Source organism: Leptospira bandrabouensis (assembly GCF_004770905.1).
Lineage (GTDB): Bacteria > Spirochaetota > Leptospiria > Leptospirales > Leptospiraceae > Leptospira_A > Leptospira_A bandrabouensis.
On the sequence record NZ_RQHT01000014.1, the window covers coordinates 1,586,106 to 1,610,977 of the forward strand.

Here is a 24,872-nt window from a genome sequence, read left to right on the forward strand (position 1 = left end):
CGTTTACTTGGTTTTACTTATTTAAAATTTATGAATATATAGTGTATATACACTATAATAGGAGAGGATCATGGTTGTATTAATTGATGGAGTTCGGACTCCGTTTGGGAAATTTGGTGGTGGACTTAAAGATTATAGTGCTTCCGAACTAGGAGTCATTACAGCGAAAGAAACAATTCGGAAAATTGGTTTAGACCCTTGCGAAATTGAGGAATCGATTTATGGGAATGTGATCCAAGATGATAAGGACTCTGCTTATTTGGCCAGGCATATTGGTCTTAAATCTGGACTGAGTGAAAGTTCGAGTGCGCTCACAGTCAACCGCCTTTGTGGATCTGGAATGGAAAGTATCATCATAGGTTCCCGCAAGATACTTTCTCGAGAAAATAATCTTTTGTTAGTTGGTGGATCAGAATCCATGAGTAATGCCCCCTTTGTCCTAAAGAATGCTAGGTGGGGAAATAAATATGGCGATACAGTGATTGAGGATCGTTTGGCTCATAGTTTAACTGATACTTTTGTAGACCTTACCATGGGGAATACTGCTGAGAACATAGCAAAACAATTTTTTATATCAAGGTTGGATCAAGATGATTGGGCTGGTGTTTCCCAAGTTCGCGCAGAAAAAGCAACTGAATCAGGGATTTTATCAGAAGAGATAATCCCCGTCTTAACTAAGGGTAAAAATTCCAGTTTAGTCCAAAAGGATGAACAAATCCGAGGTGTTTCATGTATCAACCAATTGAAACAACTTCCATCTGCTTTTATGAAAGACGGAAGTGTGACCGCAGGAAATTCATCAGGGATAAATGATGGAGCTGCCTCTCTTTTGATAGCCTCGGAGGAATGGGCTAAAAGTAAGAATTTCAAACCATTAGCAAAAATTTTGGGATATGCGAATGTTGGTTGTGATCCAAAACTAATGGGACTTGGTCCTATATTTGCGATTCCCAAAGCTTTACAAAATGCGGGGATACGTATGGAAGATGTTGATTTGTTTGAAATCAATGAGGCATACGCATCGCAAACGTTAGCCGTTATGAAGGAGATGAAGTTAAATCCAGAAAAAACTAATGTCAATGGAGGTGCGATTGCCATTGGTCATCCTCTTGGTGCGAGTGGCGCCCGTGTAGTATTAACACTTGCCTATGAACTACGAAGAAAAAATTTACGATACGGTGTGGCATCTCTTTGTATAGGTGGGGGCCAAGGCATAGCTTTGGTTTTAGAAAATCTATCGGGTTAAATTTGTATTGATTAGGTGATTGGATGATAGAAAGAGCAGCCTATTTCCTGGAAAATCAGATCCGCAATATGGAAAACAAAATTTATTAACGGCTCCCTTTACCGATCGTTTGGATTTTGAATACTTAGATGATGAATATTCGATGGATCGTTATAATGAGGATGGTCTTATTGTTTTGGATTTACCCGAAGGAAACAGGGATACTTTGATTTTGGATATGTATGCAAATAACAACTTTGTATACCAAACCGAATCTGGATTAACCTCTGCCAAGTTTTCACCAATTGATTTTATCAAATTTGACCACAAAGAAAACGACTTCCAAATGGTAATACAAAAAGAAAATTGTAAACATAGTTTAGTTCTAATTCTTTTCGTTGGTTTTCTGGCAGTTTCTTGTAATTCCTTAGGAATCCCTTTAGAAGAAAAGCGCCATCTGCCTATCAATCCAACAAATGGCTGTGAGATGACATCTGAAGAACGTAATTATCGAGTATTGTTCCTATTGCCCTTATACACCCATAATTTAAATTCCGACTCTGAATCCAAACAGGCTAACTCCTTTGTTTTGGAATCTAGATCTTATGCGAAACCTTGGGATATTTTGGTAACAACTTTGGGTTTTCTATTATCTTTTAACTCGTCTACCGAAATTAAAGTGTATTGTCCAAAGTCAGTGGTTTTGGATTCCATAAAAAATGAATCTAATTCGGACCATTCCGTTTCAAAGTTATCTTATTGGAAACCAGATGGCCAAACTACACCCATACAAATGGTCTCCTTTGTTCCTGATGATTATAAGATTACAGAAGAATCTAAATCCAAACTCGTTGCATTATCCCGAGAAATATTAAAGTCAGAAGAACCATTTAAAGTTGTGTTGGTTGGTAAATCGCAAACTACCGGTGATTTGGCCTACCAGGTTCGTCTTGTGAAACGTCGTTTTGATGAAGTAAAACAGATTTTAAGTAAGGAATCCATCGATGAAAATCGAATTCGCACATTTATCTCTGATCGCGAATCTAGCGGAATTAGCAAAGAATTAGCCGGTGAATCTCCTTCCACAATTCATATCTACCTTCTAAAAGAGTAAATTTTCGCTTTTCTTGTTTGTATTGGTTTTCTCATGATAGAATCAATACAAACAGATGTTGAGCATTGTGATTCCTACAGACAACGGAGAGAATACTCTGTTTCAAAAATCCCTTTTAGGTTTGGAGAATCATCCCAAGGTGGAAATTATTTCCATCAATCAATTGGCGGGAGTTTCTCGTGCGGAACGATTAAACATTGGCTTTCATAAATCCAAAGGAGACATGATACTTTTTCATCACCCACGTTCGTATTTACCAAAAGAAGCAATAGATGTTTTAATCGAGTTGAGTTGTCAAAAAGAACGTGAAATTTGTTGGGGAGGTTTCTTACATCAATTTGACAAAGAACATCTAATCTTACGTTTTATATCCTGGTATTCCAATTTCATTCGTTGTAAACAGAAGGGAATTGTTTATCTTGACCATTGTATTTTTTTTGATAAGAGGCTTTGGAATTCTGACTTAAAAATACAATCAATCTTTGAAGATACAGAACTTAGTTTAAAATTTCGTAAAGTTGTTTGGCCAAATCTTTTACCATATTATGCCATTACCTCAGCACACAGATATAATAAAAATGGAATTATAAAACAGTCGATACTGAATCAAATTTTAAAGTTGGGATATTTTTTAAAATTGCCATCTTCGTTTTTATACTCTTTATACCAAAGGTAAATTATTTTTGTATATATGACTTGCGTTAGTGGATCCGTAGGGCTTGGTCTGCCGAAGGCAGACGGAAGCGAATGCGGACCCCGGAGGAGCCCGACCCTTATTTTAAGGGATTATCTTTTAGAATTAAATTGGGAACGCCAAAAGAAAAAGTGATATCTGTAAAAGAGATTGATTACAGATGGTAATCACCGTTAGCTTCTGGCTGGTATTTGATGTTTGTAATTTGGAATTGGTTTACACCGCTTGGAATTTTCCATTGAATCACGTCTCCAATTTTGTAACCGAGGATCGCTGTTCCAATAGGTGCTAATACAGAAATTTTATTTTCTTCTGTGTTTGCTTCTTCAGGGAAAACCAATTTAAATTCTTGGAACTCTAACTCGTTCAAATTTTTAAGCTCAATCACCGAATTCATGGTTACGAAGTTTGGTGGAATTGTTTGTGAATCCACTTTTTGAGCTCTTTCTATTTCACCGAGTAGGTCTTTTATGTTTGGATCCATTTTGTTTCTTTTGGTATAATCCGAAATCATTTGTTTTAATCGGCTATAGTCAAAATGGGTGATACAAAGTTTACTTTTTGTGTTCATTTTATACTCCTTTTTGTTTGTGCAAAAACTTTAGACTATAAATAATAAGGATTTGGTGTCAAGATAGATAGTCTAAGGTATATATCTTGGTTCAAAATAATGGAATTTTATTTGACTTTGTAATCGTTTGTTTTATTGTTGCTATAGCAACAAAATGAACGACCCGTTTGATTTAGAAAACTCATACGCCTATCTTATTTATCGAACTGTGCGAGCATTGCGGCGTCAATTCATGAGATTAGCGTCTGCCAATGGGCTTGAGTTGTATCCAGAGCAGTGGTTTGTTTTGGTTCGTTTGATGAAACAACCAGGATGTAGCCAATCAGATTTGGGAAGGGATTTTGATGATAGACCGTCTATGGCAAGGGCATTGCGAAATATGGAAGAAAAGGGTTGGATAAAAATTCAATCTGATCCGGAGGATGGTCGGAAAAATCAAGTATTTCCAACAAAAAAAGGATCCGAAATCTACCAATTGATGGTTGCTGTAGTTACGGAGGAACGCAAACGAATGTTTAAAAAACTATCTTCGCATGACTTTAAAACTTTTAAGAGGATCATTGATCAAATTTATGAGGAATCATTAGTTTGATTTTTTTAAGCATATTGTTGCTATAGCAATAATATGCTATGTATGCATGAATAAAAATGTATTTGGATTTTTAGTGATTTTAGGAGGATTTATGATCACAAATCAAGTTGTAGCAGAAAAGAATGAGGAATCTTTAAGAAAAGAGTTTCTCTTTATCATGAAAAATATCGATGGAAGGAATGTTTCAGAAATCGAGTCGAAGTTTCACTCTGATTATGCAGATAGTGTTTATATTAAAGGAAATGGCCAAGTTTTTAGTTCGAATAAAACGAATTATATTCAATCCTTAAAAGACGGAAAAATCGGAGGAGTAGAAAGACAAGTTCATATTCATTCGATAGATTTTATAGATCAGTTTGGGTTTGTAAAAGTTGATTTGGAAAGTAATGTAATGAAATTTCAATCAATGTATACGTTTTATTTTGAAGAGAGAGAATGGAAGCTGATCAAGGCTGTGGTAGTGGCTGAGAAAAAATGAAAGTAATGTAAAGGTGTAAAATTTTTTCATTACTAATTTGACTTCAGAAGAGTTGTATGAAAATATACTTCACAACTCTTTTTTTTGTAAAAATAATCTTTTTGTCTTCTGTTAGAAATAGGAAAGGCTATTTTTTAGTTAGTGTCTGTGAAAGAGAACTAACTTCTTTATAGCGATAACAATCTTCGACATGGTCATTGACAAGCCCACATGCTTGCATATGTGCATACATTACAGTGCTACCAACAAACTTAAATCCACGTTTGATTAAATCTTTGCTAAGCGCATCTGACTCTTTGGTTGTTGCGGGAATTTCTTTTAAACTTTTTCGGTGATTGATAATTGGTTTATGGTTTACAAAACTCCAGATATAGATATCAAAAGAACCAAATTCTTTTTGGATTTCCAAAAACCGTTTTGCGTTGTTAACCGCCGCATTTACCTTTAGGCGATTTCGTACAATGGCTGGATTGAGAAGGATAGATTCTATTTTTTTATCTGTGAATTTTGAAACCTTATTAGGATCAAAGTTTTCAAAAACTTTTTTGTAACCTTCTCTTTTTTTTAAGATAGTAGACCAACTAAGCCCCGCCTGTGCACCTTCTAAAATTAAAAATTCGAAGTGGGTTTGGTCATCGTGAACTGGAACACCCCATTCTTCATCATGATACTTTATATATTGGTCGAATTTGAGACACCAGGAACAACGGATTTTTTCCACTTTTATATTTTAGATCTCTTTTAAAAATTTTTCAATGACTTTGTCTCTTTCGATTGATTTTTCAAAAAGAATTCCATAGTGGTTCGTTTTAATTTCTTCTCCTTTCGCAAATGGAATTCGTTTTAACATAGATAAAAAAGATGTTTTTGGTAATAAATCATCTTTTGGAAATAAATTCATCTCAGTAGCTCGCAGGATTAAGGTTGGTGATTGTATTTTTTCGAATTCTAATTTTTTGTTTTCAATCATTTTCGAGACTACTCTTTTGGGGTTTTTTAGTAAATATTTGAGAATGTTTTTCTTGTGCATAGATCCACCCATTTCTTTGAGTTCTTCTTCCATCACAAATTTAGGCATGTGGCATACATAACCATTGTTTGTTTTTTCTAGTTCCCGTCGGAAGTATTCTTCGATTTCATTGGTCCAGGTTGGAACTAGGGGAGAGTTTTTTACTAAATTTAAGTATTCTGAAATGTTAGAATATATGACATCTAATCTTTCGAAGGATTGTTGTAACACTTTCAAGACTTGTAGTCTTTTTGATAGAGATAGAAGTCCTCCACCGTCCATAAGTATCATTGCCTTCAAATCATTGGGATATAGGATTGCAAAACGAAGTGCAATCATGCAACCAAAGGAATGAGCAAAGAAAATGGGATTTTTGATTTTATAGTGTTTAAGAATTCCTTTTAGGTCAGCAAGATGATTTTGGAATCCATAACCTGATTGCGGTTTGTCAGATTTTCCTCTACCTCTTAAATCATAAGAGATCACTTTGTATCCCTTGCTGTATAATCTTTCTGCTAGAGGTCTCATTGAGTATAGATTTCCTGATAATCCATGCAAGCAAATGATTGTTTTTCCTTTTCCAGGCCAAATTCCTACATGAATTTTGACACCGTTGGTTGTGATAAATTCTTCCTTGTACTTAGAATTTTTAGTTTTAGGTGTAGCGGGATTCATTGATTCATGTTGAAAAAATTTCGATTCTTTCGTAAATGAAATTAGTTTAGCGAACTTCTTTTATATTATTTTTTATTCGATTTGTTCCTTTCTTCTTCTTTGCTTTTGTAATTAAATTGTCACATAAATTTATTAAATAGAATTTCTCTAAAAGGATTCATTTTAAGACTATGAGTTCTATCGGTTCTGAATCAGCATGGATTCGCGATTGTTAGTGATATAACGAAAGGTTCTTAGGTTAATATTAATGCTTAGAGGAATGAAACGTCTTAATCGATACGAAAACAGAATACTCAAAATAGTTAAGTTAGGTGGTAAATTAGTTCGATTCAAACAGTTCGGATTTTCTACAAAAACGGCAGAAGGGTTTCGATTTCCCATTTATGTTTTAGAAATTGGAAAAGAAAAGGCAATCAAACGTAATGTAGCTGGTTTGGTTGCAGGCGTTCATGGTCTTGAAACCATTGGAATCAGGGTATTATTAGATTTTTTGGATGATCTCTTTGCCCGCAAAACTTCCGAACTATACGAGGAAATTAAATCTGGTGAACTTGGAATCGTTTGTATTCCTATTCTAAATCCAGGTGGGGTCGCCATGAAACGTAGGTCAAATCCAGGTGGAGTTGATTTAATGAGAAATTCTGGTGTTGAAGCAGTGAAAGCCCCTTTCTTTTTTGGAGGTCATAAAATTTCGAATTTTTTCCCGTATTATAGAGGGAATGTTCTGCAAGCAGAATCAAAAGTATTAGATAGGTTTTACAACGAATATCTCTTACCTGCCGAAAACACAATGATTCCCGTTGTGGATATCCATTCAGGGTTTGGTGCTATCGATCATGTTTGGTGGCCTTATGCGAGCACACATTCACAATGTGCAGATGAGTTTTTGTTTCAAAAAATTGCCAATCATTTAACAACGAAATTTAATCATATTCTTTATAAATTTGGCCCGCAAAGTGAAACTTATACAACACACGGTGATCTTTGGGATCGTTTGTATGATGAATATCAAAAAACCAAAGGTAATGTGAGTTCGAATAGTTCAAGATTTCTTCCTTTAACTTTGGAAATTGGAACCTGGTCTGATATCCAACTTGATCCTTGGAAAGTTTTTAGGAAAAGAGGAATTTTTAATCCAACTAGGGAAACAAAACAAGAGTTAATCATTAGTCATAGAAAGTTTTTGGCAAATGTATTAAGGTTGGCAAAGATGAAACTTACCGACTTGGACTAGCTTTTTTAGCGGGAGCATGTTTTATTAAGTGAGATCTCTTCCCAAAAATTTTCCATTCCCGAGTAAATATTGGATCGCTCGAGTTACGTTTTCTTTTTTACTTTTCTCTGACTTTAATCCAGCAATGTATCTCATTAATTCATTTTGGAGTGAAGGGCTTAGTTTATAAAATTTTTCCTTTGCCTTCATATTTTTTTCCAAAGCTTCCTTGAGTTCAACAGAAATAGGATGGACTTTTTGGTTTGGATTGAATTTGATTTCAAAATTTGCACGGTCTCCGACTTCTTTTTTTGCTTTTTTTCGCATGGGAGTGTTTAAATACAAGCGCCAGTCGCCACTATATTTAACGAGTGTTTGAGTAAATTCAAAACCATCAATTTTCAGTGTGACACGAATTTTTCCTTTATCTGTTTTTGCCTGATTCATCAAAGATTCTAAAATATTTTTGGGTAAGAATACAAATGGATTGATGCCAATGATTTTTATTTTGGCAGAGAACTTTAAGTAAGGAAAATCGGGCATTCCGTTCTTTTACGAAGGTAACTTGCTTTAATCAATCATTTTTTGGGAAATTTCTTTCGGGAAGTGACTTTGAGGTTTATGTTCCTTTTTTAACAAAATTATCACTTTACCATAATCAAAATCCTGTTATAGTTTGTCCTCTGGGTAAATGTTTGGGTAACTTGGTTTCGGTAAATTATGTATCAAATCAGTGAAGTCTTAAATCTTATTTTTGATAGCGTAGGTTTACTAATCACGTTACGATTACTTACTGCTGGCTTAATCCCTAAATTTCATTTTTTGATCCTAGGTTTTTTATGTATTTGGCTAAGTAATATTTTTACAGTGGTTGAGGGTTTTTGGTTTCACGATTTTTTTAATCTTCTCGAACATTCCTTTTATTTTTTAGCTTCCATCCTTTTTTTGGTAAGTTTAAAAAAAGAAATATTGGTTTAGGGCCGTTGAAATGAATACTATAACTCTACTAAATCTTTCTTCTTTATTCGTATATCTAATCGCTATCTATATTATTATTAGAAAACTAATCGAGCGGCCAAGTTACAGAGGGGAAGGTGCGTTTGTTTTGATTCTTGCGATTATTCCGTGTTACGTGAGTGTGTCGAATGTTTTCGAACATGGATATTCGATCGACTATTTTGATGACTATGAAGGTTTTTTTAAAGATCTTTACGCTATGTTTTTCTTGATCTTTTTGTATGTGCATTCATTGAAAAAGGAACAAACTCAGAGAACCGAACATGAGAGACAAATTAAGTCTGATTTAAAATTAAAATCAAAGTTACTGACAGAAATTCATCACCGAGTCAACAATAATTTACAAATTATTTCTGGACTTCTCGCTATGCAGGTAGAGTCAGAAAATGATATTAAATTAACCACTTCGCTAGGATTGATACAGAATAGAATTATGGCGATTGCATCTGTTCATAAAATCATTTATGGATCCCCAAATCTACTTTATGTAGACTTAAATCTTATATTCAATTCGATATTGGGAAATTTAAAAGTAACTTATATAAACGAAAAAAACAATATCGAATTACATGAATTGATTGAAGAAGGGCTGGAGATGGACTTAGATCGAGCCATCCCTATGGGACTTATATTGAATGAATTGGTCTCTAATTCTTTTCGGCATGCTTTTATGAATCGTAATCGTGGTAAAATTGAGGTTAGTTTGGGTAAAATCGAGGATCAGTTTATCCTTGTGGTGAGTGATGATGGCCTTGGTATAGATAGTGCCGTGATGGATGGCAAAGGGATGGGCTTAACTCTTGTTAAGAATTTAGTGAAACAGTTACGTGGAACCATTAAAATAGAGAAAGAGAGTGGATTGGCAATCGAAATCAGATTCCCCATTTTAAATCAAAATCCAATACGCATTGAATGAATTGGATTTTGATTAGAATATAGTTAAGGGACTATTACTTTTGTTGTCAAATATGAATCTTTAAATCCTCCTGGTCCCTCTCGGACAAGATAGGATGACAAAACCACGCATGCATTGTTATAAGAAGTAACATCAAATGTGCTTAGGTTTGTTTGGTAGGCACCTATGCCGATAGGAGAAAAATGTTCAATATACTCAAGTCCTACTGGCCCGCTACCACCGCTTACTGTGGAGCTAGAAGAGTCTAAATATAAATACTCTTCGGTGGAAGTATCTACAGATGTTTTTGCAATATATTCCATTTGATTTCCTACTAAATTGACAACTAAACAATGTGTCGCACAGTTTCCGATAGTTGTAGGAGCTGTCAAACTACCGGCACAAGGTGATGGGGGAGGTGGTGGCGGAACAGTATCAATGCTTCGATTTCCTTTTGCGTCATTGGTAGAGCCCACTACAATGATTTTATATGGTGCATATAACTCACCTGAACTAAAGAAAAAATACCCGGCATATTTATCATACGAGCTAACCTTTATATAATTTATCACATTAAAATTATCTGCAGCCAGGCTAATTATATTGGGTCTACCCAAATAAGCATCTAATCGTTTGAAAGCAGATAGGTCGGAATCTGCTTGAAATTTGACACGGATGATTTGGTATTCTGTTGGTATTCCGCCGCTATATGAGATAGAGCGCTCCGTTTCATAACTTACATTTGGTAAGGTTATGGAATTTGGTGGGATAGTTGGAGCGTTAGGTGGAGTGGATGTAATTTCTCGAATAGAAATAATTTTCCCTTCCTTTTTTAAAGTCAGGTAGAATTTGAATTTTTTTGTGTAATCAGAATAAGAAAATACAATTGAGTTGTTATTGAATGAATCCTCTATTTGTGTGATCTGACCTGTAATCATTCCTGTTTTCGAATTGTAGGAGATTTCATTAGGATTTCCCATATATCCTACTATTGATTCTGAATCTTCTTTCGTAGTTTTTAATTTATATTCTATCACTATGTCTTGGAATTGTAAGTTTCCATCTTTTCTGTAATAAGTAGTAGATTGCACTGATTGGAATTTATCTTCAAGAGTTGGTTCGGCAGTAGCTCCAGATAAACTCAAAAGAGAGAGGACGGAAATATTGTTTTTAGTAGACTGGCCGTTACACGAAATTTGGAGGAGTGAAAAAATTGAAATCAAAAACAAATTAAATAAAAACATTCAATCTTATTAACAATTGGAGGAAAAAGTTTATTCACAATTAGTAATAATTCGTGTTTAAAAAATTATTTTTTTAATAAGAACATTAGAATATAAAAAATAATCTCTATATAATAGAATTAATGATTAGGTTAGAATGAATCATGGATACCACTACAAGAAAACTTCAACTTCCGTGGCAAGACAGTATTTTCATTTTATAAATTTAGGATTTCGCCTAAGTTCATCAGGCAATGCGTAGCGTATTCTTGGAAAGGAAATTTGCCTTCTGGGTCTATGTATATGGTTTCCACACCGGCAGCCTTACCCGCACTTAAATCAAAAAGATAATCTCCGATCATAACCGTTTCTTTTGGGTTCGCTTGCCAAAGATCCATTAACCGAAAAATCCCTTCTGGGTTGGGTTTCGGTAAGGCACGTTCTCTACAAAAAATAAAATCCGGTTGGAAAAAATGAATTAAACCTGCAGCCTTTAAAGTTTCGATCGAATTTGAAAAACTATTTCTTGTTAGTATACCTACGTTTTTTGTTTTTGCGTTGAGTTCTCTTAATAAATCGGTACTTCCAGGGGAAGGGATGGATAACTTCGCAATTTTTAGTTCAATGGAATTCAAGAGGACGTGTTTCTTTTTTGCCTCTTCTGTCGGAAGTTTAGATAATGAAGTGAGTATATCTGTATCTAAAGGAATTTCTAGTTCCCGTTTGATGGCGTCAAAATCATGTTTGGCGATTGTTAAAGTGCCATCCATATCAAAAATCCAATTCTTTTTCTGTTGTAATAGTCGCATTGTGGTTTCTTTAGAGGTCGGCTTTTGAGTTTATATTTCGGAAAGAGTTTTTTTCATTCATTGGAAGACTGATAAAAAATGGCTTCGGAACCAAAGACAAAATTCGTTTTTGTAGGAAATATTCATGAATTTCATGTAAGGATAAAGAATCGATCCATTGTGACAAATTTGTTTTTGAATAAATTGTACATAAAGGTTCTAGAGTATTCATTTGGGTATATAAAATGCCAGAGACTTTTTTTGGTTGTGACTTATCTGTTTCTAAAAGTATTTGAATCGTTTTTTTCTATACAAAAGACAAATCATTATTTGCTGATTAGTAAAAGAGAAAAAGACTCAGAATCATTTTGGTGCCGGTGGACCCACCTTGGAGTTTTACCAGTTGAGAATTGCCAAAATACAGTAGACATTCGTCTAAATTTCCATGAAACAAACAAACACTCCCGAAAGAACTGTATTCCAAACGGTACTTCGTATTTTACTTGGTGCTTTTTTGGCTTTCGCTGGAACAGGTCACCTAACATGGCATAGAACTGAATTCTTAGCTCAAGTTCCAACTTGGTTACCTATCAATGCTGATTTAGTCGTCTTACTCTCAGGAGTGGTGGAAATTAGTTTAGGTTTGTCGTTGATTTTTCTTCGCAGCAAACAAGTGCAAGTTGGTTGGATTGTTGCTTTGTTTTTTGTTTTGATTTTTCCTGGAAATATATCTCAATATATGAACGGAATAAGTGCTTTTGGTTTAGATACTGATAGAGCTCGGCTCATCCGATTGTTCTTTCAGCCATTACTCGTCCTCTGGGCCATTTGGAGTTGTGGTTCTTGGTCCGCTTTTAAATTGAATCGAAAATCCTAAAGATTTACGATCTAAAGAAGTTAGCGGAAAGCTAAAACAATGTAGGCCCAGGATTAATTCCTTAGATTAAAAATATTTTTTATGTTCAATGATGAGGCATCGGTTGGAAACAACTCGAATGCCTGCCTCTTCAGCTTTTTTTTCAGCTTCTGGATGAGAAATACCCAATTGTAACCAGACGACTTCTGTCCCACCTAATTCTAAAATCTCATCGATCACTTCCGGAATTTTATCCGAGCTACGAAAAACATCAATGAACTTTCGATCTTGCTTTGGTATCTCTTTTAGGTTTTTATAAATAGCGAAACCACCTACGTTGTGTTCTTTGGGATAGGTTCCAACCACTTCCCATCCTTTGTCCCGAATGTAGACAGGTACATAATGACTAGGTTTGGATGGATCATTGCTAAGTCCGTATACACTTATTTTCTTATAGGTTTCCAGGAGGGATTTGATTTCGGCATCAGCTACATTCATAACGTTAGTATAAAGGATTGATCGGGAATTGCAAGTCTGGAAATTACTGTTCTACACAGATCAATTGTTGGTTACTTGCGTTACATAGATCAGCAGACCAACCAGCAGTAATATCAGCAATGGCTGTTGAATTTCCTTGGCCCATGACTCCAGAAAAAGAACCAGTATTATTTCTCCATAAATCACAAGTATTACTTGTATTTGTTGTCCAGTTAGAGTTCAATCCTGTCCAATACTTTGAGTTAGCCGAAAATCTTCGTGATAAAGTAGAAGTAAACAAACCCGCCGAATTTGTCGTACCAATTACGCCTTCTGATTGACGATAGGTTCTATTCGGTGCAAAGACCCAATCAATTTGTCCATCGCCAATTTGCACTGATAGACGCTCTCCTTGTTACTCCATCGACTACCATAGCTTTATAAATGCCAGTTCCAGGATAATTCCCTTCGGAAGAACATAAAGTATCAAAATTTTTGGCACTACCTGGGTTAGGGGGATAGCCTGAATTCGAAAGATAGATGTTACATGGATCTCATGTAGGTGCGCACGTAACTGAAACAGAATTTATATCAGAATTTTTAACTATACCTTCTTCGTTTGTAATATTACAAAACAAACCCGTAGGTAGGTAGGTTGGATACTTTTACGATCTAGGTGGATCCGCTAGTAATTATGTTCGCAAAGGATAAACTTGTTTTACCGCTTTCAACTGACAAAGATACGATTTCATTGAGTGAGAGTTTTAGTCCTGAGCTATTTAAACCTGAAACAGAACCAGATACTAAGTAAGGTAATATCGTTGGTATGTAGTCTTTATCGCAGACTGGGGAACTATCCTTAGTTAGAATTTTTGAAACTTGAACTTCTTTAAAAAAAATGAATATATTTAGCAACCTTTGTCTCTTTGGATTTATCGTGGGACCTTAAATGGATTGTTTTTTGATTGTCAATAAATTGCAATGGTTTAATATCTTGAATTTTCTATTTAAAGGATTAAATAATACCTATGCGGCGGATTGACTTTTTAAAAAAACTTTCTTTTACTGCCTTACTTGTCGCGGGAATCCGTAATGAGGTTGGGGCAGAGTCCGCATCCGTCGTTAAGGATTCATCCACAAATAGTTTAGACGTTCTTCCCACTTATTCTATGTATGATGCAGAAGAGGTTACCTCCTCTCTCATTGTCAAAATTTTTAAAACTGGGATGGATTTAGATTTTTTTTTGGCGATATTTGCTACGGAATTACAAAGTCTTTATCCATTTGTAGAAAACTCAAAAGTTACAAGTTATCATTCATTGTATTTTACATCTATCCGTTGTGAGGTTGTTTGTCATCTTACAATGATACTAATGAGAGTATGGCAGAACTTGTGTCTTAGTTATGGTTTGGAGGGTTACGATAAAAAGGAATTGGAATCTGATTCAGTCCAAATTCAAAATGGAATTCTCGAATTTGGAAAAAAGTTCAAAGTAGGTGATATAGACCACTTTATAAAGGACGGTGGTGATACAGGAGAGATACAGTCAACCTGGACATGTTTAGTTTCTTGGTTTGGATCTCAAAAAAATGAATCAATCATAAGTTATCCTCTAATTTTAAATGTAACAGAAAAATGGAGTGAAGTCGAAGGTTCAGTTGGAACTCCTAGATACAACGAATCGTTTGTATCAGAAATTTTAGCTTTTACAAACATGTTTTTATTTCAATTGGATTCAATAAAAGCAAGATGGCACCAATATGCAGTTCGGTATTATTATTTGAATTTTGCACAAACTAAATTTGAGAACCATCAAAGAGAATTCCAAAAATCAAAAAAAATGATTAAAACGGATGCTGTTTTTTTGAATGGTTCTCTTTCTTTAGAGTCTGCCATAAGAACTATAAAAGATAGAGCATTTCAGATGCAAAGTGGAGTGTATCATGATTTGGACAGACAAAACCAACAAATGGTAGTATCAACACTTGTTCAGGTAATCGAACAGATTTCAAGTGCCACTCGAGGAGAAAAGGATATTTGTAAAAGATTAAAGTTGTCAGATCACTATGGTGGTATCATCACCGTTTCCACTGCTGCTATGGCGACTTATTCTCTTTCCGTATTAGAGGATGCACTTGCCATTTTACAAATAGAACGTAAGTTACACTTTCCTTAAATTATTTATGAAGCTAATATATAACCTTGTATTGTCTTTAAGTTCATTTAGAGAGTTAATTATCTATAAACAAATTCTAAAGGCTCAAAGAAAATTTTCCCGTTTTGATAGTGGCCTTTTCGATTCAAAATCTGAATATAATAGTATCCTTCGAACCGATACAAATCCGAGTTCTGCTTTAAGAATAAAGGTAGTCAGGAGGTCTCCTGAAGCTATTGAATCCAGATTAAAGTTTATGGCTGCCACTGCGAAGTCGTTGGAAAGATTATATCAGACACAGAAAGCAAAAACAACTTTTGAAAAACAGAACTTGCTCATCAAAAAAACTTTAATCTATTTGGATACCTTACTTGCGATAACCTTTCGATTATCAGCCATCTTACAGTTGGATGTGCCAAAAAAATCAAATAATATCGATCTCCAAAATGAAGTTGAGTTATTAATTGATGAAGTGAATCGAATTGCTTCGACTGCAAAGTTTAATCGTATGAAATTGTTTGAGGGAGATTTTGCTAAATCTTCAAGAATAGCTTCTATGTGGTTTATCAATGAAAAAAATGGTGAACTTTTTAGAATGTATATTTCTACTATGACTTCCTTTTCGTTAGGATTAACTTCATTGAATGGAATGCATTTGACTTTTTCTAACCCCATTCAGGCCCAAAAAAAAATCGATGCAGCAATTAATCGTATTAACGAAGAACGAAAACGGATTCAATCTGTTCTTGATTGAAGTTTGAAAATTGAACTCTGAATTTGTAAATTTATTTCGTCCTAATGGTGATAAGGAAAAGTAGGTTTAGGTTACAGTTTATACATGAATACTCTTGAAACAAAATTTTATGAAATGCGCGCTAAAAAGAACAATTCTACAGAGGATTCTTTTGCGTTATTTGATGCTTTGGAGACAGTTACAATCGAAGATATGATGGGAATGTGGCATGGCTCTGGATTTCATACAGGACATACTATGGATGGAGCATTAGAAACATTTAATTGGTATGGAAAAAAATTTGAGGATGCAGATAACGTTCATCCATTGGTTTTTAAATCCTTTGGCAAAACCTTATTTAAAGTAAATCCTTCTTTAATGCCTGTTCGGTTGGCGACGCTAATTCCTTCTACGAGTTTATGGCCCTTAAAATATTTGTTTTTATTGGTTCGTTTTTTGTTTCAAACATCTAAATCGAAGGCTCGTGTGCGTCGTATAGAGTTTCGTGGTCAGCTTACCGCTGCGATGATTTATGATAATCTTCCTATTCATGATGTATTTAAAAAGGTAAATCAAAATACTTTGTTTGGATGTATGGATTATAAAGGAATGAAACAACCTTTCTTTTTTGTTTTAGAGAGGGATAAATAACGGAAACTTGGATCATTGTTAGTATTTTATTAAATACACCAACAATGATCTAAAGAATCATTCCTTTATTAATCGTTTAGCCAAGCGATTCCTGCGTCTAAACTAGGTACGGATTTTAATTCCACATTTCCTGTTTTTAAAGTTTGGTCATCAATGGAAATGGCGGCTAATGCCGAGTTCGGTACAACAACTGCCATTTTTCTTAGGCTAGAGTTACTTGCTTTGGGGAACCAATTGACATTTACCCATTCTTGCGCAGAGCGAGACACAAGGCCCATCCTTCTTGTATCTGCAAGCCACTTACGGATATTGAATTTATGAATTATATTCAATGCTTCATTTAAAATTTCGATATATTTATCTTCGCTGAAATTGGGAGTCCAAACTACCTCTAATAAATCTTTTTCTTTGATATAGTAAATGCTCCCGATTTCGGATCTAAATTGAAGTTTGTGTGTTGTTTCATCTCTATGGGAAATGGAGGACTCATCGGAAACGATATTTGTTTTAAAAAGATCAACCATTGCAATTAATTTGTCTGCAGTATTGGCAATGGTAGTGATTTTTTCTGCAAAAAGATCGCTGCTTTCAGAATTACTAAAAGAAGATTGGCTTATGGAAGATACAGATACCATTACTTCGTTTGTAGCAGTTTTATGTTCTGTTACCGCATCTTTGATTTCTTCAGATCTTTCTTTTACAAAGACTGCCTCTTTAAGAAGTTTTGTCTTTAAATCTTTTTGAGTATTCACAGAAGAATATACTTCTGAAATTTTTTCCGATATGGAATCGATGTTTCCTATGATCTCTTGAATTTCCATTGTCGTTTTTTCAATCCGTTCTCTCCCCAAAGAAACATCGTTTTGATTTTTTTTCATTAACGAATCGATTCCTTTGACGGCACTTGCAGTTCTCTCTGCTAGTTTTGAAACTTCTTCAGCTACAACTGCAAATCCTCTTCCTGCGTCTCCAGCTCTTGCAGCTTCAATAGACGCATTTAGTGCTAACATATTTACTTGTTCGCTGATTTTTGCAATGACATCTACCGTTTTCGAGATTTCAAGTGAACTTTGTGATAAATTATCCATTGCTTCATTCATCGTTCGCAATGTATTTTTACCTGCTTCTGCCCGTTCAATGATATTTTTGATGGAATCAAGAGTGCCTTCCACATGTTCGCTAGTTCTGTCGATCGCAAGTGAGAGATGGTCTACTTCTGAAGTTAAATTATTCATACTTTGCGAGTTAGTTTCTGCAATATTAGAGATTGAAACTGCAACTCCTGAAATTTCTTCTATAGATGCTGATACTTGTTCTGTGGCAGCAGATTGTGATTGTAAATTGCTAGAAAAATCAAGAGTCACCAATTTCATTTTTTGTGAATCAGAGGAGAGCATATCTGCAGATGTTTTGATATGTTGAATGAGTTCTCCTTGTGCTTGTAACATTCTATGAAAACTTATATAAAATTCTGATAGTAAATCGTTTTCTTTGTAAGGAATTCTCACTTGTAAATTGCCTAGTCCCACTTCTTTAAAAGCAACTTCTAGTTTAACAAAGATATTGCTAAACCAAGAGCTAATTAAAGATCCAAATATAAAAATCAAAATAAGTAGAATGAAAATTCCACTACCGATAGTGATTGTTAAATTATCAGGTAATGCATTCTGTAGTTTTAAAACTAAAATTACACTGAAAAGCAACGCAGAGCCAAAAGCCAAATAGGAAAGGAAAAAATATAATTTTAGTTTCGAACGCATAAGTTTTCTCATTCCAGTTTTTTCATAAACAATGGGGATGCTAGCCTAAAAATGAAGAAGTTGAAATTTTGGTTTTAATTAGTGACATAATGGAAAGCTAATGATTAGGAAATTCCAATTGTGTTTTTACGAATAGTTTTGTATTTAGTCCGTATCTTTTTTCTACATCATTCAACGAATGTTCAAATTGATTGAATGCTTTTTTCTTTTCTGGTATTTCTAAGATCGTATGGTTTTTTATATTTTCCTCTTCCTTCACCTCGGATAAAAATTTGATTCCTGATTTTGTTTGAATAGGATGATTTCCATATCTAATGGTAATTGTTTTCGATTTATAAGTTCGAGAGTAAACATCGGCCACCAACGCTAAGGAAATTTCGTCAATACCATCATAAATAGGAATCTCTAACGTTTCATAATCCCAAAAGAAAATTAGATTTTTTGTAGCCGTTAGATATTGCCTCCAATCAAAATAAAATTCATCACTATTATGTTGAGAATTCCATTCTGTGATACCAAGCATTAGTGCGATTTCATCTGCTTTTTTCCTGCCTCCAAGTGCTTCCACTAATGCTAAGGATATGGGGATAGAAGCAGTCACACCTGCAGTGGTAATAATTCTTTGGTCTTGAACGTATCTTTTGTTTTTTATCCAAATTGAATCTGAAAATGTAGAAGATAATTTTTCTTTGGAATACCAATGTCCTGTTGCATGTTTATTCTTTAATAATCCTGCATAACCTAATGTCCAAACACCGTCGCATACACCAACAATAGTGGCTCCTAGTTTATATTGTTTTTGAATCCAATGAATGATATTTCCGTTTTTTGCATTATGTATGGCGGGAACTATAACAATATCGGATCCCTCCGGATAAAGTATGTCAAAGTCTTCTAGAGATGTGTTGTTTTCCATTGAGAGTGCAGGGAAAAAATCTATTTTCCCTCTTTTATCAGCGATAGCATATACTTCCGCTAGATAGGAACGTTTTAAAATTCCATAAGGAACTATAAAGTCTGTGAGTTCTGTATATTGATTTTCTCCAAGTACAACGATGATTGGTTTCTTGTGTGTTGGTTTATTTAAATGAACTTTTACTTTATTTTCATTAAGTTTAAGTGAGTCTCCCCATAGGTTTAATGTCAGGAAAGAAAACATTAAAAGGGTGAATAGTTTTAAAGATATTAAGATAGGTCGTTTTTGATTGAATTTTGGTTTTATTGAGGGATTTTTGTTACTAAGTTTCATACAGGAATTATTTCATTTTTATTAGAAACTGTCGTCCGTGCGTATACGGATGGAATACAAAGTTTTAGTTTTTATATAAAAAAATAGACAACGTACTTTTTCTTTTCTTAATTGTTTTATGAATTTGATTCCTTTGGCAGGAGCATTGGTTGCGTTTCTTTTGGCTGTTTCCCATTGGATCGAAACGATGCAACGCCGAAACAATGGAAAACCATTTACAGTTTTCCCTACTTTAATTTCTCAAAAACAAAGCACTGGCGTAGTAACTTTTGTTTATCACTACGCAGCAACTTTTTTATTCCTTACTTTAGGAATATTACAAATTCATATCTATGCAGAATTATCTGGAGAGATAAAGTTATATCGATATTTTTTTGGGATTCATATCCCCTGTTTACTTTTGATTGGTCCTTTGGTTTATATTTACTTTGAAGAAATGAGTGGAGGTGATTTTTATAAAGTTAGTCCATCCCATTTTTTGCCAAGTATAGTAAGTTTGTTCATCGTTTATTTAATTCGTTCTGACGATTTTCAGTTATTTCCAACAGGTTTGTTTACCCAAAACAAAAATTATAACTTTGAATATTTGATCCATTTTTTGCTTGGTTTTGCAGTTCTATCTATTTTGGGTTATATGGTTTCTATTTTTACGCGAGTGTTTCGATGGAAATTTAGCTCTAAAGAAAAGTTAGAAACTTCTTTTTTCCCTTTGATTTGTCTTTTGGTTTATTCGTTGTTTGTTGTTATTTCTTTTGTAATTTCCCAGCTATTTTTTATGCAAATTTTTGTTTTAGCCTGCTTCGAATTAACATCTCTTTTGATTATAATTTTATTGTTTAGAATGAATCATAAAGAAATCGTTCCTAATTTTAAATCAGAAGTTCGAATCGCTCGTTATCAAGAAAGTAGATTGAGGGGATTAGATATAGGCCAAACTTTGCAGAGATTAGATGATATAATGAATTTAGAACAGCTCTATTTGAATGAAAATCTAAGTTTACCGATTTTAGCAAAACGATTGGATTTACATACGCACCAACTTTCGGAGATATTAAATGTTCATTTGAATTCTACTTTTCGTAATTATGTAAATCATTTTCGATTGCAGGAAGCCGCAAGGCTTCTTTTGGAAAAACCTGACATGACTATCATAAGTGTCATTTATGCTTCTGGATTTAATTCTAAATCTTCGTTTCACAAACTTTTTTTAGATCGTTTTGGTCAATCACCTCAAAATTATCGATCGTTGAAAAAGTAAAATTACTTACGTTTGCTTTTCTTTTTGGCTTTTACCGTGACTTTTCGCTTTGGTAGATTCTCTTTTAATACCGCTGCAAAATATTCTCCAATCACTTTGTCAGACCATGAATTCGCTTTTAATCCTTCGAAGTAAGCAATATGACTTCCTCGTTTGGTATGAACATGAATTGTGTTGGGAAGTGTTTCTAACCAATGCAGGTTCTCCAATACATTTTGATTCACACAAATTGGATCATCTGCTGAATTCAAAACAAGAAGAGGGGTTCTTATTTTATTTGCAACTAACACGGGATTGGAATGGTAATAATAGTTTTCTTTATCTTTGTATCCAGAAATTGTATGTAGTTTATCTTGAAATTCTCCGATGGTTTTGATTTTTAAAAGTTCCTCTATACCGCTTAATGTAGATAAACTTTCATAGTGATTTTTTAAAAAATAATTAATCATTCTTTGCCCCATAATTTTACTATATACTGGGTGAACACGATGAAACGCTTTTTCAATATCATAAGCAGGTGAAACAGCTACCGCAGCGGCAAATTTGCTTTGTACTCCTGCCTCACCTAAGTATCTCGCAAGTAGTCCTGATCCTGCGGAAATACCCACTCCAAACATTTTTCTCTTAGGAAATCTTTTTTGAATATAGGTCAATTGTTCCTTTAGGTCGGAGGTGGAACCCATTGTATTTATTTTTGGTTTGGTGAGTGGAAGATTTCCATGTCCTCTGCGAATACATACAACAACAATCCAACCATATCGTTCTCTTAAATATTTAACAGTTGATTTAACATCCTGTTCGTCACCGCTGATTGTATGAAATACTACAATAATTGGTAAATCACTGTTAGTTGCAAGGTCCTTTGTTCCTGACCATGCAAGTCCCGTAATTCCAGCATCTTTCATTTTTAATTGTTCAAATTGATCATAATGATATGGTTTTGTTCTATATTCGCGTAACATTAGCAGAAATAACATCAGATGTTGGTTGAAACACCAAAATGTTGGATAATACTTTTTGGTCAGAACTGGCGATCTTTCAATCACACGTAGTAAAAAATCGGATTCACTAAACCTAAGAACTGGGGTTTCAACAACTTCCTTAAAGTAATAAAATAGAAAACTAAAAGTTAGGATGGTAAAAATTGTAAACAACGGGTGATTGGCGATAATTTCCATTATTCTCTCTTATTGATAAACGAGTTTAGAATTCAGTTCGCGCAAAAATTCGATATCAAACTTTACCACTTTGCGGTCATACGTGACAAGGCCATTGATTTCTTCTTCCACGTCGCTCACTTGTGTATAAATGGATGCACTTAATCCTTTTTCAATAAGAGGAATTAGTTCTGTTTCGAAAAGTTTTCGGTATTCAGTTTCTAAACTTTTTTTGTCGGGAAGGATTTTATAGCCAAAAAGTTTTTTATCATCGAAGACGTGACCTTCTGTTTTTAGTGAGTAACCACCAAACTCAGATAGTACGATAACTCGGCTTTCGTTTTTGGGAACTTTTAGCTTTTGGTAGTAAAGGTGTAAGCTTTTCAGATCACTACTATTTGGCCCTTGGTCATACCACCCACTGACACTATCGATGGTTCTAGTATTGTCTAGTTTTCTTAACTTCTCAGTTAGTTGGACGCTGTCGAATTGTCCCCAACCTTCATTAAATAAAACCCAAACAGATAAGCTGACAGTATTTTTTAATAAATTAACGGTTTTGTCCATTTCCGAAATAAATTCGTTTCGACCAACTTCATCCGTTCTATTTAAAAATTTATACTTAGTGTCCTTTGTTTTCCAACCAATAAAAGGTAAATAAGCAACCTTCCATGTTTCATAGGCACCACCTCCACAGACAAAATCTTGCCATACCAACATTCCGAGTCTGTCACAATGGTAATACCAACGTAATGGTTCTATTTTAATATGTTTACGTAACATATTAAAACCCATATCTTTCATCAGTTTGATTTCTTTTTCCATTGATTCGTCGTTTGGTGGAGTGAGTAGTCCTTCTGACCAGTAACCTTGGTCGAGTAAGCCATTATGGAAATATGGTTTGTTGTTTAAGAATAACCTTTTAAATTTCCCATCGAATCCTATGGAGAATTTTCGCATTCCAAAATAAGATTTTATTGTATCACCAGGCGTTTTGATCAGTAAACCGTAGAGTTTTGGATGATCCGGTGACCAAAGTTCCATATTTGGTATATGGATATTCGCATTTTTTTCGGAAGATTCTGCAATTACGGTTTTACCATCTAATACTTGTATGGTGATTTTGGGGCTTTCTGTAGTTACTAATATTTCCACAGAATTTGAGTCTATGTTTGGCGTTATTTTTATATCTTTTATGTAATCATTGGAAACACTTTCCATCCATACGGTTTGCCAGATGCCCGATTGTGGGGTGTACCAAATCCCACCTCGTTTTAATTTTTGTTTTCCTCTCGATTGCGTTCCTGTATCAGTGGGGTCTGTCACCGTAAGTTTAATTTCGTTTTTCCCAATTTTTATGTATTGGGAAATATCAAAAGAGAAAGGTAAAAAACCACCTTTGTGCGAACCTACTTCTTTGCCGTTAATGGAACAGATACAAGAATAATCGACAGCACCAAAATGGAGTAAGGTGATGTCTTTAATAAAATCAGTAGTGAGGTCAAACTCGCGTTCGTAAACTAATTGTTCATTTGGCTGAAGAATAAAATGCCCAAGACCACTTGCTTTAGTTTCCGGTGAGAATGGGACATTAATTTTATATTGGCCTTTTGGTTCATTACTTCGTGTGAAGTGAGTTAAATTCCATTCTCCGTTTAAGTTGATATAACTATCACGTTCTAGTTGCGGTCGTGGGTATTCTGTATGGGAAATAGTTTTCATTAAGATTGTTTACCTCGGAATAAAAACGAAAGAGGGAAAAATATAAGTAAACAAAAGAGAGTTCCCGCTAAAAATATTTCCGGCGCCGGTACATGTGCAGTGGCTCCATTGACGGGATCAATGTAAGTAAGGTTTGTTCTTTCGTTGATGGTTTCACCGATCATAGGACCAATATACATAGGAATCAATACGAAAAAGATCATACGAATTCCCTGGAGTTTCCCTGTATTTTCTGTGGGGGTGTTGTCACGAATTTGTGCACCAAGTAAGGCTAAAACTTGTACAAATCCAGTTATTAAAATTAAACTTGTGATTCCTGTTGTCCACATAACTTGCGTTTTTAAATTTAAGTCGATAGTTTTGGACATTATATAAAGAGATAACATTCCAAGTATATAAAGTAGGGAAAAATAGATTAATAACTTGTCTTTGTTTTTCCCATCAAATTGTTTTCCAAGAAGAATGGTGATGATACTTGCTCCTAGGATAACCCCAGCCAGTACTATTGAATATTGAATGGCATCAAATTTTAAGTACTCCTGCATATAGATAATGAGATATGGCATATAAACCTGACTAGCAATTCCATAAATCCCCATGGCAACAAAATACAAATATAGTCTTTTGTTTTGTTCCATTACACTAAATTTGAAACCGTAACTTATGTCAGAGAAAAAGTTTGTGTTTTGTTTTTTTAGGTTTGGATTGTCTTTAATAAGCCAAATGCCAATGATTCCAGAAACAGACATCATGGTTCCAACAGCGACAAATAGTCCAGGATATCCAAGAGCATTCACAATCATTCCAAATCCACCAGCCACTATTAACATTGCAACAAGAGGCATTGCTGACAAAACTCCTTCTGCAAGGCTTCTCGCATTTTCTGTGTTATCTGTTACAAATGCATTAAAGGCGGCGTCATTTGCAGTGGATCCAAAGGCTGTCATAATACAATCAAGTGTGATGACTATTGCAATTGTTAGGTTAATAATTTGGGAATCCTCGGATAACCCAAACCAAATGGAAGTATTTTCTTTAGAGATAAATGCAAAAGACAAGGTAAGTAATCCCCAAAGTAAGTAACCTATGGAAATGAAATACCGTCGATTCCCTGCTTTGTCGGTTAAAATTCCAGCGATGAGAGTCGTAAAGGTGGCAACGATCCCACTCAGTTGGACCATCAGAGTTACCGAAGACGTGTTCTTTGCGATGGTATTGTAAATGAATAAGTTAAAATACATATTCTCTACAGACCAAGCAATTTGCCCGACAAGTCCAAAAAGAATCAATACAGACCAAAGGCGGCCGCTTAAATTATGAGTGTTCATCACCGCATAGTGTCGGAGAAGGATGGTATGG

Annotated in this window: 24 protein-coding genes and 1 pseudogene; 12 read left to right on the forward strand and 13 right to left on the reverse strand. The window is 34.6% G+C overall.

Annotated elements, in window-relative coordinates; all coding sequences use genetic code 11:
* The first annotated feature begins 70 nt into the window (after positions 1 to 70).
* The 3 genes from EHR07_RS14640 to EHR07_RS14655 are packed head-to-tail and all read left to right on the forward strand — an operon-like array spanning position 71 to position 3,015.
* Positions 71 to 1,246: a thiolase family protein gene (locus EHR07_RS14640; RefSeq protein ID WP_135745741.1), complete on the forward strand. Its 1,176-nt coding sequence runs from the start codon at positions 71 to 73 to the stop codon at positions 1,244 to 1,246.
* Positions 1,247 to 1,265: 19 nt separating this feature from the next.
* Positions 1,266 to 2,339, forward strand: coding sequence for an OmpA family protein (locus EHR07_RS14650; RefSeq protein ID WP_244288952.1), 1,074 nt, complete (start codon positions 1,266 to 1,268; stop codon positions 2,337 to 2,339).
* A gap of 55 nt (positions 2,340 to 2,394) precedes the next feature.
* The gene (locus EHR07_RS14655; protein ID WP_135745742.1) at positions 2,395 to 3,015 is read left to right on the forward strand and encodes a glycosyltransferase family protein; all 621 of its coding nucleotides are present in this window, start codon (positions 2,395 to 2,397) and stop codon (positions 3,013 to 3,015) included.
* A gap of 172 nt (positions 3,016 to 3,187) precedes the next feature.
* On the opposite strand, the gene rnk is transcribed toward EHR07_RS14655, so the two are convergent.
* Entirely contained in the window at positions 3,188 to 3,604 is a 417-nt protein-coding gene (gene rnk, locus EHR07_RS14660) for a nucleoside diphosphate kinase regulator (protein WP_135745743.1), read from the reverse strand.
* A 232-nt stretch (positions 3,605 to 3,836) separates the two neighbouring features.
* On the opposite strand from rnk, the gene EHR07_RS14665 reads away from it, so the two are divergent.
* The gene (locus tag EHR07_RS14665; RefSeq protein WP_238778425.1) at positions 3,837 to 4,196 is read left to right on the forward strand and encodes a MarR family winged helix-turn-helix transcriptional regulator; all 360 of its coding nucleotides are present in this window, start codon (positions 3,837 to 3,839) and stop codon (positions 4,194 to 4,196) included.
* 91 nt (positions 4,197 to 4,287) lie between these two features.
* Positions 4,288 to 4,674, forward strand: coding sequence for a nuclear transport factor 2 family protein (locus EHR07_RS14670; protein ID WP_135745745.1), 387 nt, complete (start codon positions 4,288 to 4,290; stop codon positions 4,672 to 4,674).
* A gap of 127 nt (positions 4,675 to 4,801) precedes the next feature.
* Here EHR07_RS14670 and EHR07_RS14675 read toward each other — a convergent pair whose 3' ends face one another.
* Both EHR07_RS14675 and EHR07_RS14680 read right to left on the reverse strand, forming a co-directional pair.
* Complete coding sequence (locus tag EHR07_RS14675) at positions 4,802 to 5,395, reverse strand: DNA-3-methyladenine glycosylase I (protein ID WP_238840150.1); 594 nt, start codon at positions 5,393 to 5,395, stop codon at positions 4,802 to 4,804.
* A gap of 9 nt (positions 5,396 to 5,404) precedes the next feature.
* Positions 5,405 to 6,358 (reverse strand): alpha/beta hydrolase, encoded by a 954-nt coding sequence (locus tag EHR07_RS14680; RefSeq protein WP_135745747.1) that lies wholly within the window; start codon positions 6,356 to 6,358, stop codon positions 5,405 to 5,407.
* A 247-nt stretch (positions 6,359 to 6,605) separates the two neighbouring features.
* Between EHR07_RS14680 and EHR07_RS14685 the strand changes: the two genes are divergently transcribed.
* Complete coding sequence (locus tag EHR07_RS14685) at positions 6,606 to 7,592, forward strand: M14 family zinc carboxypeptidase (RefSeq protein WP_135745748.1); 987 nt, start codon at positions 6,606 to 6,608, stop codon at positions 7,590 to 7,592.
* A gap of 24 nt (positions 7,593 to 7,616) precedes the next feature.
* On the opposite strand, the gene EHR07_RS14690 is transcribed toward EHR07_RS14685, so the two are convergent.
* Positions 7,617 to 8,114, reverse strand: a complete 498-nt coding sequence (locus EHR07_RS14690) for a YdeI/OmpD-associated family protein (RefSeq protein WP_135745749.1) — start codon at positions 8,112 to 8,114, stop codon at positions 7,617 to 7,619.
* Between the two features lie 445 nt (positions 8,115 to 8,559).
* Here EHR07_RS14690 and EHR07_RS14700 point away from each other — a divergent pair, with 445 nt between their 5' ends.
* Positions 8,560 to 9,504 carry a sensor histidine kinase gene (locus tag EHR07_RS14700; protein WP_135745751.1) on the forward strand — a complete coding sequence of 315 codons (945 nt, stop codon included), beginning with the start codon at positions 8,560 to 8,562 and terminating at the stop codon, positions 9,502 to 9,504.
* Between the two features lie 23 nt (positions 9,505 to 9,527).
* Here EHR07_RS14700 and EHR07_RS14705 read toward each other — a convergent pair whose 3' ends face one another.
* The gene (locus EHR07_RS14705) at positions 9,528 to 10,727 is read right to left on the reverse strand and encodes a hypothetical protein (RefSeq protein WP_135745752.1); all 1,200 of its coding nucleotides are present in this window, start codon (positions 10,725 to 10,727) and stop codon (positions 9,528 to 9,530) included.
* Positions 10,728 to 10,924: 197 nt separating this feature from the next.
* Positions 10,925 to 11,515, reverse strand: coding sequence for an HAD family hydrolase (locus EHR07_RS14710; RefSeq protein ID WP_135745753.1), 591 nt, complete (start codon positions 11,513 to 11,515; stop codon positions 10,925 to 10,927).
* A gap of 424 nt (positions 11,516 to 11,939) precedes the next feature.
* On the opposite strand from EHR07_RS14710, the gene EHR07_RS14715 reads away from it, so the two are divergent.
* Positions 11,940 to 12,371: a DoxX family protein gene (locus EHR07_RS14715; RefSeq protein WP_135745754.1), complete on the forward strand. Its 432-nt coding sequence runs from the start codon at positions 11,940 to 11,942 to the stop codon at positions 12,369 to 12,371.
* Between the two features lie 66 nt (positions 12,372 to 12,437).
* Here the strand turns inward: EHR07_RS14715 and EHR07_RS14720 are convergent, their stop codons facing one another.
* Together EHR07_RS14720 and EHR07_RS19220 are read right to left on the reverse strand one after the other, a co-directional pair.
* Positions 12,438 to 12,848: a CoA-binding protein gene (locus tag EHR07_RS14720; RefSeq protein ID WP_135745755.1), complete on the reverse strand. Its 411-nt coding sequence runs from the start codon at positions 12,846 to 12,848 to the stop codon at positions 12,438 to 12,440.
* Between the two features lie 43 nt (positions 12,849 to 12,891).
* A pseudogene (locus EHR07_RS19220) lies at positions 12,892 to 13,369 on the reverse strand (DUF1554 domain-containing protein).
* 486 nt (positions 13,370 to 13,855) lie between these two features.
* On the opposite strand from EHR07_RS19220, the gene EHR07_RS14730 reads away from it, so the two are divergent.
* The 3 genes from EHR07_RS14730 to EHR07_RS14740 all read left to right on the forward strand — a co-directional run bounded on the left by EHR07_RS14730 (position 13,856) and on the right by EHR07_RS14740 (position 16,367).
* Complete coding sequence (locus EHR07_RS14730; RefSeq protein WP_135745756.1) at positions 13,856 to 15,004, forward strand: hypothetical protein; 1,149 nt, start codon at positions 13,856 to 13,858, stop codon at positions 15,002 to 15,004.
* A gap of 7 nt (positions 15,005 to 15,011) precedes the next feature.
* Positions 15,012 to 15,737, forward strand: coding sequence for a flagellin family protein (locus EHR07_RS14735; RefSeq protein ID WP_135745757.1), 726 nt, complete (start codon positions 15,012 to 15,014; stop codon positions 15,735 to 15,737).
* An 84-nt stretch (positions 15,738 to 15,821) separates the two neighbouring features.
* The gene (locus EHR07_RS14740; protein WP_135745758.1) at positions 15,822 to 16,367 is read left to right on the forward strand and encodes a DUF4334 domain-containing protein; all 546 of its coding nucleotides are present in this window, start codon (positions 15,822 to 15,824) and stop codon (positions 16,365 to 16,367) included.
* Between the two features lie 68 nt (positions 16,368 to 16,435).
* Here EHR07_RS14740 and EHR07_RS14745 read toward each other — a convergent pair whose 3' ends face one another.
* On the reverse strand, positions 16,436 to 18,127 hold the full coding sequence (locus tag EHR07_RS14745; protein ID WP_135745759.1) for a methyl-accepting chemotaxis protein: 1,692 nt from the start codon (positions 18,125 to 18,127) through the stop codon (positions 16,436 to 16,438).
* Between the two features lie 97 nt (positions 18,128 to 18,224).
* Positions 18,225 to 19,376, reverse strand: coding sequence for a DJ-1/PfpI family protein (locus EHR07_RS14750; protein ID WP_238778399.1), 1,152 nt, complete (start codon positions 19,374 to 19,376; stop codon positions 18,225 to 18,227).
* A gap of 118 nt (positions 19,377 to 19,494) precedes the next feature.
* Between EHR07_RS14750 and EHR07_RS14755 the strand changes: the two genes are divergently transcribed.
* The gene (locus EHR07_RS14755) at positions 19,495 to 20,634 is read left to right on the forward strand and encodes an AraC family transcriptional regulator (protein WP_135745760.1); all 1,140 of its coding nucleotides are present in this window, start codon (positions 19,495 to 19,497) and stop codon (positions 20,632 to 20,634) included.
* A gap of 2 nt (positions 20,635 to 20,636) precedes the next feature.
* On the opposite strand, the gene EHR07_RS14760 is transcribed toward EHR07_RS14755, so the two are convergent.
* Genes EHR07_RS14760 through EHR07_RS14770 form a run of 3 tightly spaced genes read right to left on the reverse strand, consistent with a single transcriptional unit; the run spans position 20,637 to position 24,841 of the window.
* Positions 20,637 to 21,812, reverse strand: coding sequence for a YheT family hydrolase (locus EHR07_RS14760; RefSeq protein WP_135745761.1), 1,176 nt, complete (start codon positions 21,810 to 21,812; stop codon positions 20,637 to 20,639).
* A gap of 9 nt (positions 21,813 to 21,821) precedes the next feature.
* Positions 21,822 to 23,513: a glycoside hydrolase family 2 protein gene (locus EHR07_RS14765; protein ID WP_135745762.1), complete on the reverse strand. Its 1,692-nt coding sequence runs from the start codon at positions 23,511 to 23,513 to the stop codon at positions 21,822 to 21,824.
* Positions 23,513 to 24,841, reverse strand: a complete 1,329-nt coding sequence (locus EHR07_RS14770; protein ID WP_135746313.1) for an MFS transporter — start codon at positions 24,839 to 24,841, stop codon at positions 23,513 to 23,515. The genes EHR07_RS14765 and EHR07_RS14770 overlap by 1 nt, the downstream gene beginning before the upstream one ends.
* Between the last annotated feature and the right edge of the window lie 31 nt (positions 24,842 to 24,872).

Bases quoted from the DNA above. Each gene is read 5' to 3' on its own strand.
- EHR07_RS14750 (WP_238778399.1), bottom strand. From the start codon at position 19,376: ATGAAACTTAGTAACAAAAATCCCTCAATAAAACCAAAATTCAATCAA.
- EHR07_RS14705 (WP_135745752.1), bottom strand. From the start codon at position 10,727: ATGTTTTTATTTAATTTGTTTTTGATTTCAATTTTTTCACTCCTCCAA.
- EHR07_RS14700 (WP_135745751.1), top strand. From the start codon at position 8,560: ATGAATACTATAACTCTACTAAATCTTTCTTCTTTATTCGTATATCTA.
- rnk (WP_135745743.1), bottom strand. From the start codon at position 3,604: ATGAACACAAAAAGTAAACTTTGTATCACCCATTTTGACTATAGCCGA.
- EHR07_RS14735 (WP_135745757.1), top strand. From the start codon at position 15,012: ATGAAGCTAATATATAACCTTGTATTGTCTTTAAGTTCATTTAGAGAG.
- EHR07_RS14665 (WP_238778425.1), top strand. From the start codon at position 3,837: ATGAGATTAGCGTCTGCCAATGGGCTTGAGTTGTATCCAGAGCAGTGG.
- EHR07_RS14655 (WP_135745742.1), top strand. From the start codon at position 2,395: ATGTTGAGCATTGTGATTCCTACAGACAACGGAGAGAATACTCTGTTT.
- EHR07_RS14760 (WP_135745761.1), bottom strand. From the start codon at position 21,812: ATGGAAATTATCGCCAATCACCCGTTGTTTACAATTTTTACCATCCTA.
- EHR07_RS14690 (WP_135745749.1), bottom strand. From the start codon at position 8,114: ATGCCCGATTTTCCTTACTTAAAGTTCTCTGCCAAAATAAAAATCATT.
- EHR07_RS14740 (WP_135745758.1), top strand. From the start codon at position 15,822: ATGAATACTCTTGAAACAAAATTTTATGAAATGCGCGCTAAAAAGAAC.
- EHR07_RS14755 (WP_135745760.1), top strand. From the start codon at position 19,495: ATGAATTTGATTCCTTTGGCAGGAGCATTGGTTGCGTTTCTTTTGGCT.
- EHR07_RS14640 (WP_135745741.1), top strand. From the start codon at position 71: ATGGTTGTATTAATTGATGGAGTTCGGACTCCGTTTGGGAAATTTGGT.
- EHR07_RS14685 (WP_135745748.1), top strand. From the start codon at position 6,606: ATGCTTAGAGGAATGAAACGTCTTAATCGATACGAAAACAGAATACTC.
- EHR07_RS14710 (WP_135745753.1), bottom strand. From the start codon at position 11,515: ATGCGACTATTACAACAGAAAAAGAATTGGATTTTTGATATGGATGGC.
- EHR07_RS14720 (WP_135745755.1), bottom strand. From the start codon at position 12,848: ATGAATGTAGCTGATGCCGAAATCAAATCCCTCCTGGAAACCTATAAG.
- EHR07_RS14745 (WP_135745759.1), bottom strand. From the start codon at position 18,127: ATGCGTTCGAAACTAAAATTATATTTTTTCCTTTCCTATTTGGCTTTT.
- EHR07_RS14770 (WP_135746313.1), bottom strand. From the start codon at position 24,841: ATGAACACTCATAATTTAAGCGGCCGCCTTTGGTCTGTATTGATTCTT.
- EHR07_RS14730 (WP_135745756.1), top strand. From the start codon at position 13,856: ATGCGGCGGATTGACTTTTTAAAAAAACTTTCTTTTACTGCCTTACTT.
- EHR07_RS14715 (WP_135745754.1), top strand. From the start codon at position 11,940: ATGAAACAAACAAACACTCCCGAAAGAACTGTATTCCAAACGGTACTT.
- EHR07_RS14765 (WP_135745762.1), bottom strand. From the start codon at position 23,513: ATGAAAACTATTTCCCATACAGAATACCCACGACCGCAACTAGAACGT.
- EHR07_RS14680 (WP_135745747.1), bottom strand. From the start codon at position 6,358: ATGAATCCCGCTACACCTAAAACTAAAAATTCTAAGTACAAGGAAGAA.
- EHR07_RS14670 (WP_135745745.1), top strand. From the start codon at position 4,288: ATGATCACAAATCAAGTTGTAGCAGAAAAGAATGAGGAATCTTTAAGA.